Below are 19,233 nucleotides of genomic sequence, written 5' to 3' on the forward strand. Positions count from 1 at the left end.
GCTATTGTCGCCTGTTTAACACAAATTAATATAGGATGCAGATTCCGCAACTAGAAACCCAACGTCTGATCCTGCGTGGATGGCGTGAAGAAGACTTTGATGCCTACTCCGAAATGTGTGGTGACCCTGAAGTCATGCGTTACATCGGTGCGGGTAAACCATTATCTTGTGAGGAGTCTTGGCGAAATATGGCGATGATACTTGGTCACTGGTATTTGCGGGGCTATGGCCTGTGGGCTGTGGAGGAACGCCAAAGTGGTGAGATGATTGGCAGGATTGGCTGCCATCAACCGCACGGCTGGCCTGGATTTGAGATTGGCTGGACGTTGCGGCGAGCTTATTGGAGACGAGGTTTCGCTATAGAAGCGGCCAGAGCAGCACTAAACTATGCTTTTGCAGAATTGCAGCAGTCTCATGTGATTAGTTTGATTCGTCCTGAGAATGTTGCTTCTCGAAGAGTTGCGGAGAAATTAGGAGAAAAATTAACAGGAAAAATGGAATTTATGGGAGGCGAAGCGGTAATTTATGGGATGCGTCGGGAAGATTGGCAGCTAATTTAAGGGTCGGGTCATTTGTCATTGCCTAAAAGTTATCTTACCTCCTGTTCCCCATGTCCCATTCCCCTATTTAGTGAATAGCTATGCAGACACTTGGCAGCACAAATCAATCATCTGGCTACATTTTGGCACTGGACTTGGGCACAACAGGGAACCGAGCGTTTGTGTTTAACGCTGAAGGCAAGATTGTGGCAAACGCATATAAAGAACTCACACAGTATTATCCACAGGCTGGATGGTTGGAGCATGACCCGCAAGAAATTTGGCAGGATACTTGCTCTTTGATGGAAAATGCGATCGCTCATGCTCAAATTTCCCCGACTGAGATTGTCGCTCTGGGATTAACCGTGCAGCGGGAAACCTGCTTAATTTGGGACAAAACTACAGGTAAACCACTCCATCGGGCGATCGTTTGGCAAGACCGCCGCACGGCTCCCTTGTGTCATCAGTTACAAGCACAAGGCTATACCCAAGAGATTTACGATCGCACTGGTTTAATTATTGATGCCTATTTCTCTGCTACTAAGTTGAGGTGGTTGTTAGATCAGTTTCCCGATGTTGACCGTCACCACCTCTTAGCAGGGACAATTGATACTTGGGTGTTGTGGAATCTCACTGGCGGACGAGTACACGCCACCGACCACAGCAACGCCAGCCGCACCATGTTGATGAATCTCCAGACCTGTGAGTGGGATGAGAATTTACTGGATCTGTTCCAGATTCCCGCTCATATCTTGCCCCAGATTCACCCCAGCCTGGGAAAATTTGGCGTCACAGATGCGGCTGTGCTGGGCGCTAGCATCCCAATTACGGCAATTTTGGGAGATCAGCAAGCGGCTTTGTTTGGTCATGGCTGCGATCGCCCTGGTTTGATGAAATGCACCTACGGCACTGGTAGCTTTTTGGTGGCTCACACTGGTAATGAAGTTGTACGATCACAGCAGCAACTAATTTCGACAGTCGCATGGACACAAGAGCAACAGAGCAGTAAGTTAGATGTCGGCTATGCCCTAGAAGGCAGTATGTTTACTAGTGGTGCTTGTATCCAATGGTTACGCGATGGCATCAAATTAATTACCACTGCCGCCGAAACTGAATCTATGGCCAATCAAGTCCCAGATAACGGAGGAGTATACTTTGTGCCAGCATTTAGCGGACTAGGCGCACCATACTGGGATATGAGCGCGAGAGGAGCTTTTTTCGGACTGACTGCTAGGGTACAACCACAGCATCTGGTACGCGCCGTTCTGGAAGCGATCGCCTACCAAGTAGCAGAAGTGGTGCAAGCGATTAACGCATCTACTAGCACTCCAATGGCGCAATTAACCGTAGATGGTGGTGCTTGCGAGAATAATTTTCTCATGCAGTTCCAAGCAGACGTGTTAGGAATTCCCGTTGAACGCCCCACGATCCGCGACACAACTGTGCAGGGTGCCGCATTTGCGGCAGGACTAGCCGTAGGATTTTGGCATAGTTATGCAACACTAGTACAGCAACGGCAAATAGACCGAGTGTTTGAGCCTAGTCTAGACAGGCATACTGCATTGACAAACTTCGCCACTTGGCAAAAAGCAGTTAAACGCACTCTGACTGAAACAGTTATCAGTTAACAGTTAACAGTTATCAGTTATCAGATTCAACCTGAGCTTTTGTCTAGTATGCCACGATGCAAATAAACACCCATTAACAAAACACTGAAAAGCAAGCTTTTCAAGTTTCTTGATTTCAGACTTCAGACTTCAGACTTCAGACTTTTTGCGCTAGCGCCAATTTTACATCCCAGGTATACAAGCCGATTTTGTCGGGAATCTTAGAGAATCGGCCTGTGCGATAGCCTCTGGATAATTCATTTAGCACCTTGCTTTTGATTTCTCTAGTTTCCTCCGCATCTATATTTCCATAGAGTCCGGCGATTACTTCTGCAACGGTGAAAATTTTCCCCGCATGTTTTTTTAACAGAGAAGAAATAGCATCAATCAAAAATTGACCTTCAAATGCACTGAGCATCGGTACTATTTTTGTCTTCGGAAATACTAAAGGTTTTTTCTTGGGTTTGACGGTCTTAGAATGACCATTACTACCATTACTGGAAGAGAGTAGACCTAAATCGAGAGTGTAACAACCAGGTTCTTCAGGAATACCACACCAGTTATTTTTTTCTCTACCTTGTGTCAGAGACGATTGGACTCTACCTTTGACTACTTTGAAGACGTGTGATTCTAACTCTCCATAGAGCGATCGCACAACAAAATCTATATGACACACAGTGCCAATATTTTCTTGCAATAGCTTTTTGATCGCTTCCATCCGCGTGAGACCTTGATATTCTGGCAGCATGGGAATATCCAATATCTTGCCAGAGTGATCATTGCTCTCTAAAGATGTACTTGCATCTTGGTACTGGTTTATATCAGTAGCAGATGCCGAATTATCTATTTTCGAGTTGTGAGAGTCTTGAGGTGCAGACGCTGTAGACTCCAATTCAACATCAGAAATATTTGCAGGCGATAGAGAAAGTCGCGTCTCTCCAGGGATAGAAGTTGGTGTTTCGCGAGTCACCCCAACTATGGAAATCTGGTGGTTAGTATCGGAAGTGGACCAGTTAGATAACAAAGCTTCCACATGATTGAGCTGCGATCGCGCCTGTGTATAAAGGCGTTCGTACTCTTCTGTAATGCGAGCATAGTAGTCTCGTAGTTCCAACAGTGGCGAGATGAGGGTTTCCGGAGGCGTTTCTATTTGTCCTTTTAAAGTCATGCTGCAATCAATCCAAATCACTATTAGTTTTGTAAGTCATGGGACGGGGTTTGGCTTTTGTAGCCTGCTGCTGCGGTTTTTTAGGCGCTTGGGGAGGGCGACATTGCTCACAATATAATGGTCGTGGGCCAAACGTCTCGCGCTTTGTCGGTTCATCGCACTGCTTACAGACAAAGTTGAAAACACGAGTGTGAATCTCTCGTTTGTGCGCCCTGACAGTATATTCCCTAACATCAATTAACTTACTAGTCATAATCACAAGTTGCGAATTTTCGTCTCATCAATATAGCTATTCAAGCAAATCAAATAGCATCAGTGTGTATCAACTTGCCAGTTTTATAAAAATAACTGACTTGGTGGCCCTGAAAGCAGCTGGAGACTTGCTCAAAAACCGCTTCCCAACAATAGGAAACGGTTTATCTAGCTTATCCTTGACTTTGTCGCTAGCTGATCAACCATGCAGGGTTTTGTCTTTATTTTCTATTTCATTAGCAGTACCCGCCTTGACAACAGCCGCACTACCAGTCAATTTTGCTGAGTGATTTCTCAAAATAATTTTACCAATTGGAGGGCAATCATACCCTGAGGGTTCCGCTTTAGCGGTATGCCCCTACAGAATCACATGGTAATTTTTATTCGGGGAATCTCCTAAACACTCTTGCAGTTTATCTGTACCATCAGAAGCCTTGGTTTGTTCTATTTTACGGTGAGTTTTTTCACGACGCACCTTGACAGCTTGTTCGTTACTTTCATTAACAATTGTAAGTAGGTGGGCACAATTAAACCTCACAAGGAACCCAAAACTCTGATCAATGTTGGGTTTCACTTTGTACCCCTAGGGTGAAGCAAGCTACAACCCAAGCGACATCTTATCATCTGTACCTCTGAGTGGATGTCGAAACCTGAACTCTATCAGTGCTGATGTACTCTCAGCTTTTGCTAGCTATAGTAAACGAACAGGTAACGCTTCAAAGGAGTTAAAGAGATGGAAACCCAGCCAACTAACCCATCACTAGCACTCACAGAAATTCCCCCTGGTCATCTTAACATCATGGGTTACGTTGATGAGTCAGAAGTCAACGGACCTGGTTGTCGTGCAGTTGTCTGGGTGCAGGGTTGTCCTCGTGAGTGTGCAGGCTGTTTTAATCCGGAATCTTGGTCATTTGAGATTAACCAACTGATTGCTGTTGATACCCTCGCAGAAAATATCCTCAAGAACCCCCGCAATACAGGTGTGACTTTCTCTGGTGGTGAACCCTTTTGGCAAGCATCTGCTTTGGCTTCTCTGGCTCGCAAGCTGAAGGCTGCTGGCTTAAATGTCATGTCCTTTACAGGCTTCACCCTCAAGCAACTACAGTCTAAATCCGCACCTCCAGGTTCTCAAGAATTACTAGAACAACTGGATATTCTCGTTGACGGGCCGTTTGTGGAATCTCTCGCCATTCATTCTCCCAACTCCCCAGTTTCTTCTCGAAATCAACGAGTTAATGTCCTCAATCCAGCCTTGCAAGACCAAATTACCTGGGCTAGCGATCAGATAGAAATTCACATTCTCAAGGATGGTAGCCGCATTGTGACTGGCTACCAGGGTTCTTTGGAGTTGAGTTAAAGATTTTTTTGAGTAGTAAATAACTAGATAAAAATCGGGGCATTCTGCGTTAAGGAATGCAAATTTAATAACCTGCAATTCTGATTGAATTGGAAATGGTGCCGTACTTTCGTCTAACACACCCTTCTTTTGCTGGGATCTAAGAACCCTCGTGCGATCGCGCATTCATTGGTGTCAACTTAAGCAAAAAATAGCTTGAAGCTCGGCCTCTTCACCCACCAGGGAACGAATTAAGAGGCTAATAGCGAAAGTCTACTTAAGTAGACTCAAGATTTTGGTCGATACTATAGTTATCTAAAGATGACTTTTGCTATGAGCAAGGAACTTCAGTTCCTTGCGGGAAATAAATCATACGTTAAGTTGACACCTATATCGCCAATTTCGCCCCTAAAATTTGGGGATGGTAGTGAAACTCAGCTATCATAACCATCCAGAAGGATATTTGCCTCAAAAATTGAAAGAAGCAAAGTCATTCATTTAGTTCTCAACTCAATATAGCGGTTTTTAGCTCAGTGAGTTACAGTTTTAAATCGCCAAGCCTGTAGGGGCGGGGAAACCCCGCCCTCGATTGTGTGTCACTGAGTGCAGCCAAAGTGTTACATCCGATAGAGAACCGCTATATCAGTTTATGGAAATCCCCAACCCTATTAGCACAATTATTTGCCAACAGCCTTATCCGCTTTTATTTGCAACCATCAGCGGTTCTCATTTGTATGGCTTTCCGTCACCAGATTCTGATTATGATCTGCGCGGTGTACATATTTTACCAGTACGAGAATTAGTAGGATTAGATACTGGGACTGAAACTATCGCCATCTCAGAAAGCTACTCATCTTTAGAACTAGATTTGGTCACTCATGATATCAAAAAATTCTTCTTATTACTCCTCAAAAAGAATGGCTATGTCTTAGAACAACTGTATTCGCCTTTAATCCTCAAAACTACACCAGAACATGAGGAACTGAAATGTATTGCGAAAGGCTGTATTACTCGTCATCATAGTCACCACTATTTTGGTTTTGCAGCAACACAATGGAAACTTTTCGCCAAAGAACAGCCACATCAAGTTAAGCCATTGCTTTATGTTTATCGCGTGCTGTTATCTGGAATTTACCTTATGCAGACAGGAGTAGTTGAAGCTAATTTAATCAAGCTCAATGAGGTTTTTAATTTACCATACATTCATGATTTAATTGCCCAAAAGCTGAGTGATAGAGAACAGTCTATTTTGTCAAATTTCGATATGGCTTTTTATCAGCAAGAATATGAGCGACTGCGTAGTCAGTTGCAAACGGTTTATGAAACCAGTAAATTACCTGAAGCATCTGTGGCGAAGGCAGCGTTACATGACTTGCTATTGCGGTTGAGAACTAGGAGTTAGAAGTTATTACCTGTTTCTTTCTCACTCCTAACTCTGAACTTTTTTAAAATTTTCCACTTCCAGCTGCAATAGCCAAAGCACCCCAACCAGCCAGAAATGCTACTCCTCCGAGTGGTGTAATTGCTCCCAAGGATTTAATACCAGTTAAACTCAAGGCATACAAGCTCCCTGAGAAAATGGCAATACCAATGATAAATAGCCAACCACTAGCGATGAGGGTAGATGGAGGCGATTCGCTACGACTCAGTAGTACTGCTACTAGTAAAAGTGCAAGAGCGTGGTACATTTGATAACGAGCGCCAGTTTCAAAAATTTCTAGCGATCGCTCACTAATTTTTTCCCGTAAAGCATGGGAAGCAAAAGCACCAGCCGCAACAGACAAACCACCCAAAACAGCAGCTATACTCAAAAAAATCTGCGTCATTAGACCTAACCGTCAATTTGTAGAGAGTTAAATCTCAAAATGATATGATATAGCACCATCCTCACTCACCTTAAAATTAGCATTGAATTCTTTAGCTTTTTCATCTAAATATTCTCTAGCTGTGATTGCAGGTAGTTGCGACTTAATTGCAAAGCCAGCAACAGTCATGCGACCTTTATTTTCTTGTAGCATGTGATAAAAAATAGATTGCAGCTGTTCATTCACCTGCTGATCTAGCGCTTTTTTCTCTTGCCGACTCTGACGATATAATCCTAAGCTTAACCATCCCCCCAATATGAGAGTAGGAACACCAAAAATTAGACTTTGTCTAGCAGTAGTATCAAGTAGAGAAAGAGCATCTCTATTCACATATTCTCTTGCATAGTCCTCTTCCTCTATGGCTGTGGGGATTGGCTCCAACATACTATTTTTTTCTAGTGCAGCTGAGACTGATAATGTTAAAAACATGAATCCGAGTGTGAGTAGCCAACCTGCAGCTAGTTTTTCAGCAGTCTTCATAGTTCCACCTCAGATTTGAACCTTGCTTGTGATTTTAACCTCACTTGCTCTGAGGTTGCAGTAATTGCCAAAATATTGCTTTCTTTTTGTAAAGAAATTATAAAATTTAGGGAATGGGGACTGGGTGATTCTTTATCTCCCTTATCCCCCTGATCTCCCTCAACTACGTGTAGCCTCAAGGATGCGAGAAAAATAGAAGCGAGTCCGAGTCATTGACTGTCGTTGCACACAGAAGCCATTACTTTCGAGAATTTTGACCACATCAGCTTCACGATGGAGGTAGGCGCGAGTGGCTTTACTTGGGCCAGGAAAGAAGCTGCCAATTTTTTTGAGTATAGTCAAAGCGCAAGTCTTGGGTGCAAAACTGAGGATGAGGCGCGACTGGGACAAAGAACAAAGATGAGAAATCATCTCGTCTGCTTTGTCTTGGGGGTAGTGGATGAGAACATCCAGACAAATGACAGTATGGTAATTACCGGTTAAGGATTCCAAATCCTGGACTGCGAAGGTAGGGTTTTCGGCATTACCCAAGGTTTTTGAGGCTCTATCCTGAGCTTCCGACACCATTTTATCAGAAATATCGCTGGCATAGACCTTTGCACCATCTACAGCTAGGGGAATGCTGAGACTACCCACACCACAACCAGCATCACAAATCGATAACTCTGCTAAATTATTATCAGCTTTCAGCCAGCCGATGACTGTATCCACTGTTTGCTGATGTCCAGTGCGGATATCTAGCTGGACTTTGTTGACTTCGCCATCGCCGTAGATCCGCCGCCAGCGGTCAAACCCTGTGGAATTGAAATATTCACGGACTATTGTTTTATCGTCGGCTGCGTTCATAACGTTTGGTTCTCAAGGGTTCCCAATCCTTAAACTTATCATTGATGGGAACCTGAAAAAACGCTTCTGATTACAGAATTTTCTCAATATCGCCTACCGTAAACTCCTATGCTATGATTATTTGACTGGTGAAATCTGGCTACTAAACAGTCACAAAACTAGTTACATAGCAGCCAAAAAAAAGCTAGAACGTAGATGCGGCGGCATAGCCAAGTGGTAAGGCAGAGGTCTGCAAAACCTCCATCCCCCGGTTCAAATCCGGGTGCCGCCTTTCAGAAAATCAAGTATTTCAGGGCTTTCGCGCCCTTTTTATTGGACGTTCAAGGGCTTGTTCTTCAAGCCTTCAGAGATTTTTGGGGTTATTTTGGGTAGTTTGGGTAAAGAACTGGGGTAAAAATGTAAGGTAGAGGTTTTACCCCAATAGGTAGTTCTGGGGTAAAATTGGGGTAAAGTGGAAGGATAAAGGTTCTTACCCCAGTTAATTACCCTCATGGAACCTCAAAAATCTCAAAATATTGCCCGTCGGCGTTCAGTCCAGATAAAGACCTCTAACGGTAGTCTGCAATTGGTTTTTTCTCATCCTATTACTACGCCGACAGGAGAGATAAAAACCAAGCGCTTCTACGGTTTCAACAGGGCATTATGATACGCCTCTAGGAAAACTTCAGGCATCAGCTTTAGTGAATATTGACTATGGAGAGTTTGATGCCAGTTTAACTAAGTACAAACCAGCAGCATCATTAAGCACCGTTAGCTCAATTACGCCCATTAGTCCTTCAGCTACCCCCCAATATGACTTGGGAGAATTATGGGCAAAATACGCTGAGTTTAAAAAACCACAGGTTAGTCCTTCTAAGATCTGATAAAGTTGCTTTCGTACTGAATGCGGCTATCTATGATCACTTTATTAATTAACTCTAATTAAGCTGTCTCAAGTAGCAATCTCTGAAAACCCTTGGATTAAGTATGCAGGCTTTTTCAAAGACGATCCATATTTTGCTGAAATTGCTTTATCAATTCGAGCCGAATGGGAGTCAAACGACGATTCAGAGGTTGATCCCTCCTTGTACATGGTTGAGTAGCCTTTTCTTATGAGTCTATTTATTTTGGACACAGACCATGTTTCATTGTGGTTTCGAGGGCATTCCTCAAGACTTTGTTGGGTTTCACTCCGTTCAACCCAACCTTGTATATTGATACAGATGCGTTGGTAAGGGCGCGGTCTCCGCGCTCCTACGAGAAATCTATCTGTATCAACGTTTTCGTGAATTTGTATTATGGGTAGACACAGAGTTAGGACAGTTCATTCTTTAATTATGCAACGCCCTTTGTCTGCATCGTCTGTGGTTAAATGAATCAGAATTTAAATAGGTTTAAAGCTTTTTACAGACAATGCAAATTACTCAAAGTCTGCACACAGCAATTCTTGTTACCGACTTGGAACGATCTGAATATTTTTACGGCAAAGTATTAGGATTATCCAAAGTAGACCGCGTTCTGAAATATCCTGGTGCATGGTATCAAGTTGGTGATTATCAAATTCATCTGATAGTTGCGTCTTCTGTCCTCACGGAAAACCAAAATCAAAAATGGGGACGTAACCCTCACGTTGCTTTCTCTGTTGCTGACTTAGACATTGCCAAGCAAGAGCTACTTGATCAAAATTATCTCATCCAAGTGAGTGCCTCTGGTCGTGCGGCTTTCTTTACCCACGACCCGGATGGGAATATTGTCGAATTGAGTCAAGGGTGAGGGAGATGAGGGAGAAGTTATCAATGACCAATGACTAATGAAAATCATTGCTTACGCTTATAGTGACCCTTTACTAGAGTCCTCTCTTGATCCCACTAATTGGGGATGGGAGATGGATAGAATTTATCATGATTTGGGGAAGCGGTCTGAATTACAGCAGTTAATCAATGATTGTCAAACCGAAGCAGCAGTTTATCTCTTAATTCGCCGCTTAGAAGAATTAGGGGATAGTGTGGAGGAAGTGAGCGATCGCCTAACTACACTAGAAGCAATGGGTGTAATGGTGATTGCTACTGAACAACCTTACACCTCAGAAAATGCTAATCTCCGCGCCCAATTACTAAAATTGCTACAGGAAATTCAACGCCAGCAACGTAGTCGGCGCATCCGTCAAGGTCATGCCCGCAGCCGTTTAGAAGCCTCGCCCCCACCTGGCAAACCACCCTATGGCTATCGTCGAGGTAAAGGAAAATATACTATTGACCGCAGTACTTCCCCGGTAGTCAAAGATTTTTTTGAACAATTTTTACTCTATGGTTCGCTGCGGGGTGCAGTCCGTTACTTGGCAAAAAAATACGGTAAGAAAATCTCTGTCACCACAGGTAGGCGCTGGTTGACTAATCCAGTCTATCGGGGGAATACAGCCTATCAGCATGGTGAAATTATTTCCAATACTCATATACCCATTATTTCCCAGGAAGAAGCCGCTCAAGTTGACCGAATTTTGCGCCGTAATAGTCGTTTACCATCCCGGACTGCAAGTGCGCCGCGTTCTCTGGCTGGGTTGGTTGTTTGTGCTGAGTGTCAGTCACACATGACAGTCACTCGTGTCACCCAGCGATACCAAGACAAAGAATATCTTTATTTGCGTCCTATTAACTGTCCCCAACTTCCCAAATGTCGCGCTATTGCTTACCAAGAAGTTTTAGCACAGACAATCACAACGGTTTGTCGTGATTTACCCCTAGCCGTAGCTGGGATGAATTTTCCCCAATTGGATGCGATTAAGAATAATTTAGGAGATGCGATCGCCCGTCAGCAAGAAATACTCACTCAGTTACCTGCTTTAATCGAAACTGGAGTGTTAGATACTGAAACAGCAAAGTTAAGGGCATACAAACTCCGCACGGAAATTTCAGCACTCCAAGCCAAGCTAGCGACTCTCCCACCAGTGAACTTGCGTTCTGTGGCTCAAGCTGTTTCGATTCCCCAATTTTGGTTAGATTTATCAGAGTCAGAACGCAGATTTTATTTTCGAGAATTTATTCGGCAAATTGAGATTATTCGCCAAGATAATGAGTGGACATTACAAGTTATTTTTATCTTTTAATAGTATGGTTTAGAGCCACGAGACAAGGCAGTCTTAGCAGCTGCGGTATGAGCGATCGCTAGATTAAACTGGGTTCAATTTATACCTCGAACCAAGCTAGGACTCCAGGGATGACGCAACTCGCTTTAGATGTAACAACAGTAGGAAAGCTAGCTGAAAGCCTCCCCACCCCACCACTGCTAACAAGTCAACAAGCCAACTGGAACCATGTTTTTCTTGCTGATTACCAGCATCCTGGTGCAGAACTCAATGAACCTGCGATCCCATTTCACGTACTAGAAGTAATGGATAATAGGTCACGAGTACCCCATGAACGCCGTCTCGGTACAAAGTTTCTGTCTTATCCCATCCGTCAGGGTGAAGTTTTTCTCTGTCCAGCGCAAACAGCCCAGTGGATTACCTGGAAGAAAACATTAAACTTCTCATTGGTGGTATTTGATCCTCGGTTTATTGAACAGCTAGCAAATGAAGTAGACATTTCTCAGGCGATCGAATTTATACCTCAATGGCAAGTTTTTGATCCCGTGATTCAGACTATTACCAATGCACTCAAAGCTGACTTAGCCGCTGGATGCCCAGCTGGTTCCTTATATGGGCAACATTTTGGCACAGCTCTTGCAACCCATCTACTCACAAAGTTGACAGTTAATCAGCCAAATGTTTCTGAATATGATGATGGATTGCCACGCCATCAACTAAAAAAAGTCTTGGAACACATTGAGGCGAATTTAACTGAAAAAATTCAACTAGAAGACTTAGCAAAAATTTCCGGAATGAGTGTATTCTACTTTGCACGGCAGTTTAAGCAATCCATGCAAATACAACCCCATCAATACGTGCTGCGACGAAGGGTAGAACGCGCTAAACAATTGCTGAAATGCCCAGACTACAGCGTTACTAAAGTAGCAGCAGAATGTGGTTTTGCCAATCCATCTCATCTCAGTCGTCATTTCTACAAGTTAGTTAAAATGTCTCCCGGAGAGTTTCGCAATCAATAGCAAGAATGTGTTCATACTCGACAAGAACATATTCGCCTGTGTCAAGTTGAGTTTAATACAATTTGAATTATTCAGCCCTAGCAAGTGTTTGAGGTTAACCCATTGAATTTAATCATATTCAATCTTCGAGCAAACTGCTTGGTTGCTTTTATCGCACTATGCCGTTGATTGCTATTACACGCTTACGTCTGAGGTTTCACCGCTATTTGCCTTCATTCATCTTCTACACCCTCCTTTCTACATGGCAGGCTCAACGCGCACCGGGTAATCTCGGCATTAGCTTGTTGATTGATGCCAATCGCACATATTGGACGCGAACTGCTTGGCAAAGTGAAACAGCCATGTATGCGTTCAGACAAGCAGCAAGTCACGGACAGGCGATGCTGAAACTGATCGAGTGGTGTGATGAGGCATCAGCCGTACATTGGATACAAGAAACGCCTGATCTGCCTGGTTGGGATGAGGCACACCGCAGGATGCTAAAAGAGGGGCATCGCTCCCCTGTCAGGCATCCTTCGGCAGCTCATATTGCTGATGAAATTGCTGCACCAAAAACTATTATGAGCATTTTTTAAATAGGCAACCGAGTTAAGTATTAGCAACTCAATTCAGCCAAAACTAATTTAGGTAAAAATTATGGGTATTTGGGACAAAATTAAGAACTCTATTAAAGAATCTATTTCTGTAGATATTCTGAATGAATGTCCTAATTGTGGAGCTTCTGACAAAGACCCCACAAAAGTTGACAAGATTAAAGGTTGGGAAATTCCAGTATTTAATCCAGATCATAATCCTACTTTTCCTAAGAAAAGTATCAAGTACAGTTGTAGTTGTAAAGTATGTGGTCATAAGTGGACAAAAACAAAATTTGTTAGGCACTAAATATGTTGGTTTTCACTACACATCTGAAAGTATAAACATAGCAAATTTGGATAACAAATAGGAAGCAGTGATGAATAGAAAAGCGTTTACCGTTACAAAAAGTTGGGGTAATTGTTATATCCGCGTCAAGAGCATTGCTACAGGTAATCTCTACGACGTTCGCTATACAAGTCAAATTGGTGCTGATGATGGAGATACAGTTAGCGTCCTCATCGATGGCAATGAAAATTGGAAAACTATCATCAATGAGCGAACAGGAAACTCTGCAACTGTATCCAGCATTAGCCGTGTGTAAATCGAACTTAATATGTTTTTACTTACTACTATCAATGCTTTTGGAATTTTATGGGCTGCTTTTCTATGGGGAATTGCAGGAGTTTGTGCAGGTTTACTAGTAGCACTACCAGTCTTCATCATCGTTTTATCTATACAAAATGATAACGGAGATACAGCATATAGAGTTACGGCTTTTGTTGTTGCTGGAGTTGTTTTAATGGGAATTTTATTTGGTGGAATGTTTGAGTTTGAAAAACAGTTAAAAGAGCAGGAAAAATCCTCTTATTTACCAACTCAAATATCATTTTTTATAAGTCTTAATTAATTTTGTTTAATTACTTGTATAAACTTTCCATAAAACCGATTAAGAAAGCTATTTTTATGGCAGCATCCAACAAAAGAGAAGCTAAAGAGCAAGCACGTTCAGCTATTAATAAATGGGCTTTAGGATTTGCAAGTGTGGCTTGGATTCCAGGTTCTCATTATCTAATGACTGGAGGCGATGTGACAATGGTCATCCAAGTCGGGTCAATTTTTGATGTTGATATAGACAAAACTCAAGCTGGGGCAGTATTTACTACAATAGCAGCTCCACTTATTGGTAGTAAAGTTGCACACTCAGTCCTTGATTTTGTTCCCATCTTTGGCTGGGCAGCAAAATCAGCAGTAGCTGCTGGAGTTACAAAAGCTGTTGGTGAAGCACTTATCGTGTACTTCAATGACTGTTCAAATCTTCCTGAATAATTCTCTAGACAAATATGACTCTGCGTTGCTAGAGCTTGACCTTCCAATACTTGATGAAATATGGCAATCCTATTGTTGATAAGTTGATGAAGAAGCCAGAAGCCAGGATAATTCTATGTTCTGACTTCTGGCTCCGCAGAAAACAGGCGACTAATGATTTAAGCTTTTACTGGCCGTGGATTGTCCTGTTGGTTCTGTTGCAGCAGGCTGGGGTCAATTTCGATGTTTAATGCTTGAGCAACGCGCTGACCGTAATCTGCATCAGCCCGGAAGAATTGCTGTAGTTGGCGCAGTTGGATATCTTTTTGTGCGCCACTCAGCGCCCCAGCGATCGCCTGTGCTGTCCGATTCTTCTCTTCTTCTGAAAAAATCCGCCACAGGTTCCCGGCTTGGGTGTAGTCATCTTGATCGCGGGATTCATAGCGATCGGCAACTACATCGCCCAGATGTAGCCCTGGATCTCGATATTCAGGCGCTTCTTTGGGAGTGCTGCTGTCGCTGTTGGGATAGTAATTGGGGCTACTGCCACCATAACCTGTTGACAAAGCACCGTCTCTCTGGTAGTGATTTACCGGGCTGTGGGGGTGATTGACGGGTAATTGCTGGTAGTTGGTGCCGATGCGGTAACGCTGTGCATCAGCATAGGACATTAATCGTGCTTGTAGTACTTTATCAGGGCTGGGGCCAATACCGGGGGGAAACGCACCAGGGCTAAATGCGGCTTGTTCTACTTCCGCAAAATAGTTTTCAGGATTGCGGTTTAGTTCTAGAATACCGATTTCTATTAGTGGGTAGTCGGTATGAGGCCAAACCTTTGTGAGGTCGAAGGGATTCCATTGGAAGGTTTTCGCCTGTTCTTCAGTCATGATTTGGATTTTGACTGTCCAACTGGGAAACTCACCTCTGGCGATCGCTTCAAATAAATCCCGCTGGTGTGATTCCCGATCAATCCCAATCAAATTAGCCGATTCTTCTCCTGTCAAAGTCTTGACACCCTGACGAGTTTTAAAATGGAATTTAGTCCAGAACCGCTCACCTGCAGCATTCACAAAAGATAATGTGTGGCTACCATAGCCATTCATGTGGCGATAACTGGCGGGTAAACCGCGATCGCTAAACAAAATTGTCACCTGGTGCAGCGACTCCGGGTTTAATGACCAAAAATCCCACTGGGCGTTAGCATCCCGCAGGTTTGTTTGGGGATGGCGCTTTTGCGTGTGAATGAAATTGGCGAACTTATGCGGATCGCGGATGAAGAATACAGGCGTGTTATTACCCACTAAATCCCAGTTGCCTTCTTCAGTGTAGAATTTAACAGCAAAACCGCGCACATCGCGTTCTGCATCCGCAGCACCTTTTTCTCCAGCGACGGTAGAGAAACGCAAAAATACCTCTGTTTGCTTGCCTGCTTCCGCGAGGAACTTCGCTTTGGTATATTCAGGAATGGCACGGGTGAGGGTAAATGTCCCATAAGCACCAGAACCTTTGGCATGAACCACCCGTTCTGGAATCCTTTCTCTGTTGAACTGCTGCATCTGTTCTAAAAGCTGCACATCCTGGATCAACAGGGGGCCACGGGGTCCTGCGGTGATTGCATTCTGGTTATCAAAAATCGGAGAACCTGTTGCCGTCGTTAGCTTCTTGTCTTCAGTCATGCCGACGATCATTCCTTTGATTAAGGTTACTAACACTCATACTAATGATGAGATGCCTTTATTGTAGTCATAACGAGTATGAGTTAATAAGTATGTTAAACATATTTTTATGATTGAGGTATGTGCTTTGAAACTCTATGTAGCAACTGTCTTACAAGTCAAGCGATCGCATACTAAAAATTGGCGTTAAGGATTTGCAGTATTCGGTAAATTTTCTATTAGAATGTTGTTCAGTGTCAACAGCCATTGATAGCACGGCTCGTCAATTGGCGCGATTTCTCTACGTTGCTGTGCCAAAGATTCTGTATAAGCTCTGAGCCAAGCCGCAGCAAGTTCTTGCTCTGTTGCAGTTTCTTCTATTAATGTACGGTGAAACTGTTCTTCAACCCATTTCTCAAAAGTAAGGATTTCAAGGGATATTGCGTAAGCGTCTTCAATCTCTTCACATCTAGGTTTCAATTCATCTAGTCGCTCAGGTTTAAGGCTTGTCACAAAGCCCGCCCGTCTAACAGCAGGATGCACTTCTAATTTTTCCGATAATTCTTCAATTTCATCGCGTAGATATGCTTTACCATACTTTGCATCCCACGCTTCTACAATCTGCCTATCTTCTAAAAGTTCGATATCACCAACATTTCCATGTTTTTTATTAGCTGAACGCATTTGTGAAAGAGGTTTCAATAGACTATTATCAAAGATTTGATAATCTTGCATTGCCTGCATCAAGCTATGCATAGAAATTTCCATTAAACGAGCCGCATAATCAGACTGATTAATATGACGCAGAATCAGACTTAATGCAATTCCTCGATCAATCAATGATGATCCCAGAAATAAGTCAAGTTTTTCGATAACCTGCAAAGCCAACCTTCTAAAGTTATCGGCTTGGTTCAGTAATTGTGAAATAAAATAGCTTAATGCTGTTTCAGGAACAATTTGATCTTTCTCTATAGCTTCAACGATATTTACCCATTCAGAACGCGCACCTCGTATATTTGCTTTATACACAGATGAATATGGATAGTTTTCTGCCAGACTCCGTGTCATCATAAAACCATCTGCATTCAGTCTGAGTAACTCATATTTTCGTAGAACGGGTGTAATGTATTGCTTATCAAGAGAACGCATCGAAATTCCATCACACCATGAAAAATCTCTTTTGCTAGCGCTGCCTTTGTGCAATCTAATATTTTGTTCTGGCTCGATTGATTTGACACATAATTGTAGTATTGTCAAACCAACTAATGCTCTACCAACTTCGCTAGTTATTGACTGTACCAGTTTATCAAAAAGATATCTTTGTGCTTGTGTAAGTTGTGAAAAATCGATGTTTGAAGATTGATCTCTACAATATAAAATCTGTTTTTCTAAATAACTATTAGAGAGTTCTTGTGCTATTTTTCTATACCGTATTTTAGTAGCTTGATTCATCCCTCCTTCTGGAAAGGATTGAACTGTTCCATCAGGAAGAATTAATTCACTTCTGTTAAGATAAACTTTCAGATGTATCTCGTTCATACAATATAGTTAGAGACTCTTGCGAAGTTGCACGCTTTTCGGATTCAGTGTAGGGAAAGCATAAGGAATTAAATACTCACCCATAGAAATTTGGGGGTTGGTATTGTGGCTTCTAACTTCATAGCCCATATTACGTAAAGACTGAAGATATAAAAATATATTTTCTTCTTTTACGCCCCACTGTTTTGCTAATTCTGTGGTTGTAAGTTGAGCAGCCGTACCAATACACCTTGTTATACATTGAACCACGCGCCAAAATGAATCAACTTCCCGTTGAGGATGAAAGTTCATGACTCCGCTAATGCGAGCGTTGTATTGATAGTAACCAGATAGTTGTACTAAATCTGCCTTGCCTGTCATCTCATTTAACTTTTCTTCAAAAGCCTTCCAAAGAGATGTAAATATTTGTGTATCTAGCTCTTTAGCGCAAAGCTTTACTGAACGTGTCCCAAGAACCCACTCATCATAACCAAAAGATGGATATACATCTATCACAAATTCATTCTCTTCTTTCCATATTTCATTAGTGCTAGCGGAAATTACCAAAAATGAATTATTTAAATCGTAGGTTAAGAAAATTTTTACACTTTCGGGAGATGCTTCTTTTGTCCATGAGAAATTTTCTTTGGATAAAAATCTGATAGTTTCTCCCTTGTCTTCATGGATAGAACAAGTTAAGGATGAAATCTCACCTGTATTGGATAAATGTTCAATTGCTGTTTTAGCCTTTTGAGAATAAATCTTGGTTAACTGTCTTTTCCGTTGTCTAAATCCTAATTTATGACTTTGAGATAGGTAGCTTAGATTAAAAGGCAATTTAACATTCATTACCTGGTCTAAAATACTGATAGCCAGGATTCTCGCCAGTTGAGGGGGAACTGAATTACCAATCTGCTCAATACAAACTTGTTGATTTCCCACAAGTTCATAATCATCAGGAATAGTTTGTAATCGTTTTAACTCAGCAATAGAAAATCTACGATTCTCCCAACTAAAAGGTCCAGTATATTGTCCACCTTGAGCTTTAATTGTGCGTACTGGTGTTTGTGGATCTGCTTTATAAAGAAAGTCAGAAAATTTCGATCTCCAACTAAAAATCGGATGGGGATAACCCATTTCTTTTGTATAAAAACTGTAGTTAAGTCCAGGCGGAATGTGTTCCAACAAATGTCCAAATCGTCCCCCTAGTCCCATTTCAACATCTGAAACAGCCGCATCTTTGATAGCTTGTGCGGCTGAATAATAAGACTGTTGATCGAGAGAGTCAGGTCCATGAGTAGGGTAGGGAAATAAATACTCTCCTTCCTTTAATCCCACAATAAACAAACGTTCTCGATGCTGAGGAACTCCGTAATCAGCTGCATCTAAAATGCGAAAGTAGATTTTATAGCCAACCTCTTGAAAAGCTGCTTGAATTTCTTGCCAAGCTTCTCCTCCATTCGCTCCTGTGATTCCATATACATTCTCAAAAAGAAATCCTTTGGGTTGAAGTATTTTGAGAATGCGAACATATTCTTGAAAGAGTGTTCCTCTAGCATCTGTTGTTCCCAGTACACCAGCCGCTCTACGCCCAGCCGCAGAAAACGTTTGACATGGTGGACCTCCAATTACAAAATCGACTTTGAGATTTGGATCAGGTGAATAATTTCTAATATCAGTACAAATAGGTTGTGAGCCTGCTAGCCATTTTCCCGGTAGAGAGTTTTTCAATAATGTTTGAACATACTTATTTTCAAGTTCAACCATCTGAATTATTTGAAATCCAGAATCATGAAACGCAATGTCTAGTCCACCACCACCGGAAAATAAACTAAGCGTTTTTACCGGAGCAACTCCCTGTTGTATCAAGCATTTACGGAGAGATTTACCAAAATTATCAGTCCATCCTGTCTCTTGTTTTACCTTCAGTTTAGCTAAAATATTCTGAAACCAATCTTTATTAGTTGCTTCAAAAATAGACAAGTCAAGAGACAATTGGCGCATTG

The 19,233-nt window shown here is 42.3% G+C and carries 20 protein-coding genes and 1 tRNA gene; 12 read left to right on the forward strand and 9 right to left on the reverse strand.

All coding sequences use genetic code 11. From position 1 onward, the window contains the following. Positions 1 to 35: 35 nt before the first annotated feature. Together CAL7507_RS26705 and glpK are read left to right on the forward strand one after the other, a co-directional pair. Positions 36 to 560, forward strand: coding sequence for a GNAT family N-acetyltransferase (locus CAL7507_RS26705; protein WP_015131608.1), 525 nt, complete (start codon positions 36 to 38; stop codon positions 558 to 560). A gap of 80 nt (positions 561 to 640) precedes the next feature. Further along, positions 641 to 2,167 (forward strand): glycerol kinase GlpK, encoded by a 1,527-nt coding sequence (glpK, locus tag CAL7507_RS26710; RefSeq protein ID WP_015131609.1) that lies wholly within the window; start codon positions 641 to 643, stop codon positions 2,165 to 2,167. Positions 2,168 to 2,303: 136 nt separating this feature from the next. Here the strand turns inward: glpK and CAL7507_RS26715 are convergent, their stop codons facing one another. The 3 genes from CAL7507_RS26715 to CAL7507_RS26730 form a co-directional block, all read right to left on the reverse strand. Further along, entirely contained in the window at positions 2,304 to 3,314 is a 1,011-nt protein-coding gene (locus tag CAL7507_RS26715; protein WP_015131610.1) for a hypothetical protein, read from the reverse strand. Positions 3,315 to 3,321: 7 nt separating this feature from the next. Further along, entirely contained in the window at positions 3,322 to 3,567 is a 246-nt protein-coding gene (locus CAL7507_RS26720; protein WP_015131611.1) for a hypothetical protein, read from the reverse strand. Between the two features lie 357 nt (positions 3,568 to 3,924). After that, complete coding sequence (locus CAL7507_RS26730; protein ID WP_042341625.1) at positions 3,925 to 4,140, reverse strand: hypothetical protein; 216 nt, start codon at positions 4,138 to 4,140, stop codon at positions 3,925 to 3,927. Between the two features lie 159 nt (positions 4,141 to 4,299). Between CAL7507_RS26730 and CAL7507_RS26735 the strand changes: the two genes are divergently transcribed. Together CAL7507_RS26735 and CAL7507_RS26740 are read left to right on the forward strand one after the other, a co-directional pair. Then, the gene (locus CAL7507_RS26735; RefSeq protein ID WP_015131612.1) at positions 4,300 to 4,923 is read left to right on the forward strand and encodes a 4Fe-4S single cluster domain-containing protein; all 624 of its coding nucleotides are present in this window, start codon (positions 4,300 to 4,302) and stop codon (positions 4,921 to 4,923) included. A 628-nt stretch (positions 4,924 to 5,551) separates the two neighbouring features. Next, complete coding sequence (locus CAL7507_RS26740) at positions 5,552 to 6,304, forward strand: DNA polymerase beta superfamily protein (RefSeq protein ID WP_015131613.1); 753 nt, start codon at positions 5,552 to 5,554, stop codon at positions 6,302 to 6,304. Positions 6,305 to 6,347: 43 nt separating this feature from the next. Here the strand turns inward: CAL7507_RS26740 and CAL7507_RS26745 are convergent, their stop codons facing one another. From CAL7507_RS26745 to bchM, 3 genes are all read right to left on the reverse strand, one after another. Beyond that, entirely contained in the window at positions 6,348 to 6,728 is a 381-nt protein-coding gene (locus CAL7507_RS26745) for a DUF423 domain-containing protein (RefSeq protein ID WP_015131614.1), read from the reverse strand. A 27-nt stretch (positions 6,729 to 6,755) separates the two neighbouring features. Next, entirely contained in the window at positions 6,756 to 7,247 is a 492-nt protein-coding gene (locus tag CAL7507_RS26750; protein WP_015131615.1) for a hypothetical protein, read from the reverse strand. 159 nt (positions 7,248 to 7,406) lie between these two features. Beyond that, the gene (bchM, locus tag CAL7507_RS26755; RefSeq protein ID WP_015131616.1) at positions 7,407 to 8,093 is read right to left on the reverse strand and encodes a magnesium protoporphyrin IX methyltransferase; all 687 of its coding nucleotides are present in this window, start codon (positions 8,091 to 8,093) and stop codon (positions 7,407 to 7,409) included. Between the two features lie 199 nt (positions 8,094 to 8,292). Here bchM and CAL7507_RS26760 point away from each other — a divergent pair. The 8 genes from CAL7507_RS26760 to CAL7507_RS26805 all read left to right on the forward strand — a co-directional run bounded on the left by CAL7507_RS26760 (position 8,293) and on the right by CAL7507_RS26805 (position 14,075). Then, positions 8,293 to 8,364: transfer RNA gene (locus CAL7507_RS26760), tRNA-Cys, on the forward strand. Positions 8,365 to 9,485: 1,121 nt separating this feature from the next. Beyond that, positions 9,486 to 9,845, forward strand: a complete 360-nt coding sequence (locus CAL7507_RS26770; RefSeq protein ID WP_015131617.1) for a VOC family protein — start codon at positions 9,486 to 9,488, stop codon at positions 9,843 to 9,845. Between the two features lie 37 nt (positions 9,846 to 9,882). After that, complete coding sequence (locus CAL7507_RS26775) at positions 9,883 to 11,175, forward strand: recombinase family protein (protein ID WP_015131618.1); 1,293 nt, start codon at positions 9,883 to 9,885, stop codon at positions 11,173 to 11,175. A 110-nt stretch (positions 11,176 to 11,285) separates the two neighbouring features. Next, on the forward strand, positions 11,286 to 12,173 hold the full coding sequence (locus tag CAL7507_RS26780) for a helix-turn-helix domain-containing protein (protein WP_015131619.1): 888 nt from the start codon (positions 11,286 to 11,288) through the stop codon (positions 12,171 to 12,173). Between the two features lie 158 nt (positions 12,174 to 12,331). Then, positions 12,332 to 12,748, forward strand: coding sequence for a hypothetical protein (locus CAL7507_RS26785; RefSeq protein WP_015131620.1), 417 nt, complete (start codon positions 12,332 to 12,334; stop codon positions 12,746 to 12,748). A gap of 377 nt (positions 12,749 to 13,125) precedes the next feature. After that, on the forward strand, positions 13,126 to 13,350 hold the full coding sequence (locus CAL7507_RS26795) for a hypothetical protein (protein WP_015131622.1): 225 nt from the start codon (positions 13,126 to 13,128) through the stop codon (positions 13,348 to 13,350). 12 nt (positions 13,351 to 13,362) lie between these two features. Next, positions 13,363 to 13,656: a hypothetical protein gene (locus CAL7507_RS26800; RefSeq protein ID WP_015131623.1), complete on the forward strand. Its 294-nt coding sequence runs from the start codon at positions 13,363 to 13,365 to the stop codon at positions 13,654 to 13,656. A 2-nt stretch (positions 13,657 to 13,658) separates the two neighbouring features. Beyond that, positions 13,659 to 14,075, forward strand: coding sequence for a hypothetical protein (locus CAL7507_RS26805; RefSeq protein WP_201447863.1), 417 nt, complete (start codon positions 13,659 to 13,661; stop codon positions 14,073 to 14,075). Positions 14,076 to 14,233: 158 nt separating this feature from the next. Here the strand turns inward: CAL7507_RS26805 and CAL7507_RS26810 are convergent, their stop codons facing one another. The 3 genes from CAL7507_RS26810 to CAL7507_RS26820 form a co-directional block, all read right to left on the reverse strand. Continuing rightward, positions 14,234 to 15,730 carry a catalase gene (locus CAL7507_RS26810; RefSeq protein ID WP_015131624.1) on the reverse strand — a complete coding sequence of 499 codons (1,497 nt, stop codon included), beginning with the start codon at positions 15,728 to 15,730 and terminating at the stop codon, positions 14,234 to 14,236. A gap of 186 nt (positions 15,731 to 15,916) precedes the next feature. Next, positions 15,917 to 17,248 (reverse strand): hypothetical protein, encoded by a 1,332-nt coding sequence (locus CAL7507_RS26815; RefSeq protein WP_015131625.1) that lies wholly within the window; start codon positions 17,246 to 17,248, stop codon positions 15,917 to 15,919. Between the two features lie 9 nt (positions 17,249 to 17,257). Next, the gene (locus tag CAL7507_RS26820) at positions 17,258 to 19,231 is read right to left on the reverse strand and encodes a DNA cytosine methyltransferase (RefSeq protein ID WP_015131626.1); all 1,974 of its coding nucleotides are present in this window, start codon (positions 19,229 to 19,231) and stop codon (positions 17,258 to 17,260) included. Positions 19,232 to 19,233 lie beyond the last annotated feature (2 nt).

This window comes from Calothrix sp. PCC 7507 (genome assembly GCF_000316575.1).
In the GTDB taxonomy this organism is placed as follows: Bacteria; Cyanobacteriota; Cyanobacteriia; order Cyanobacteriales; family Nostocaceae; genus Fortiea.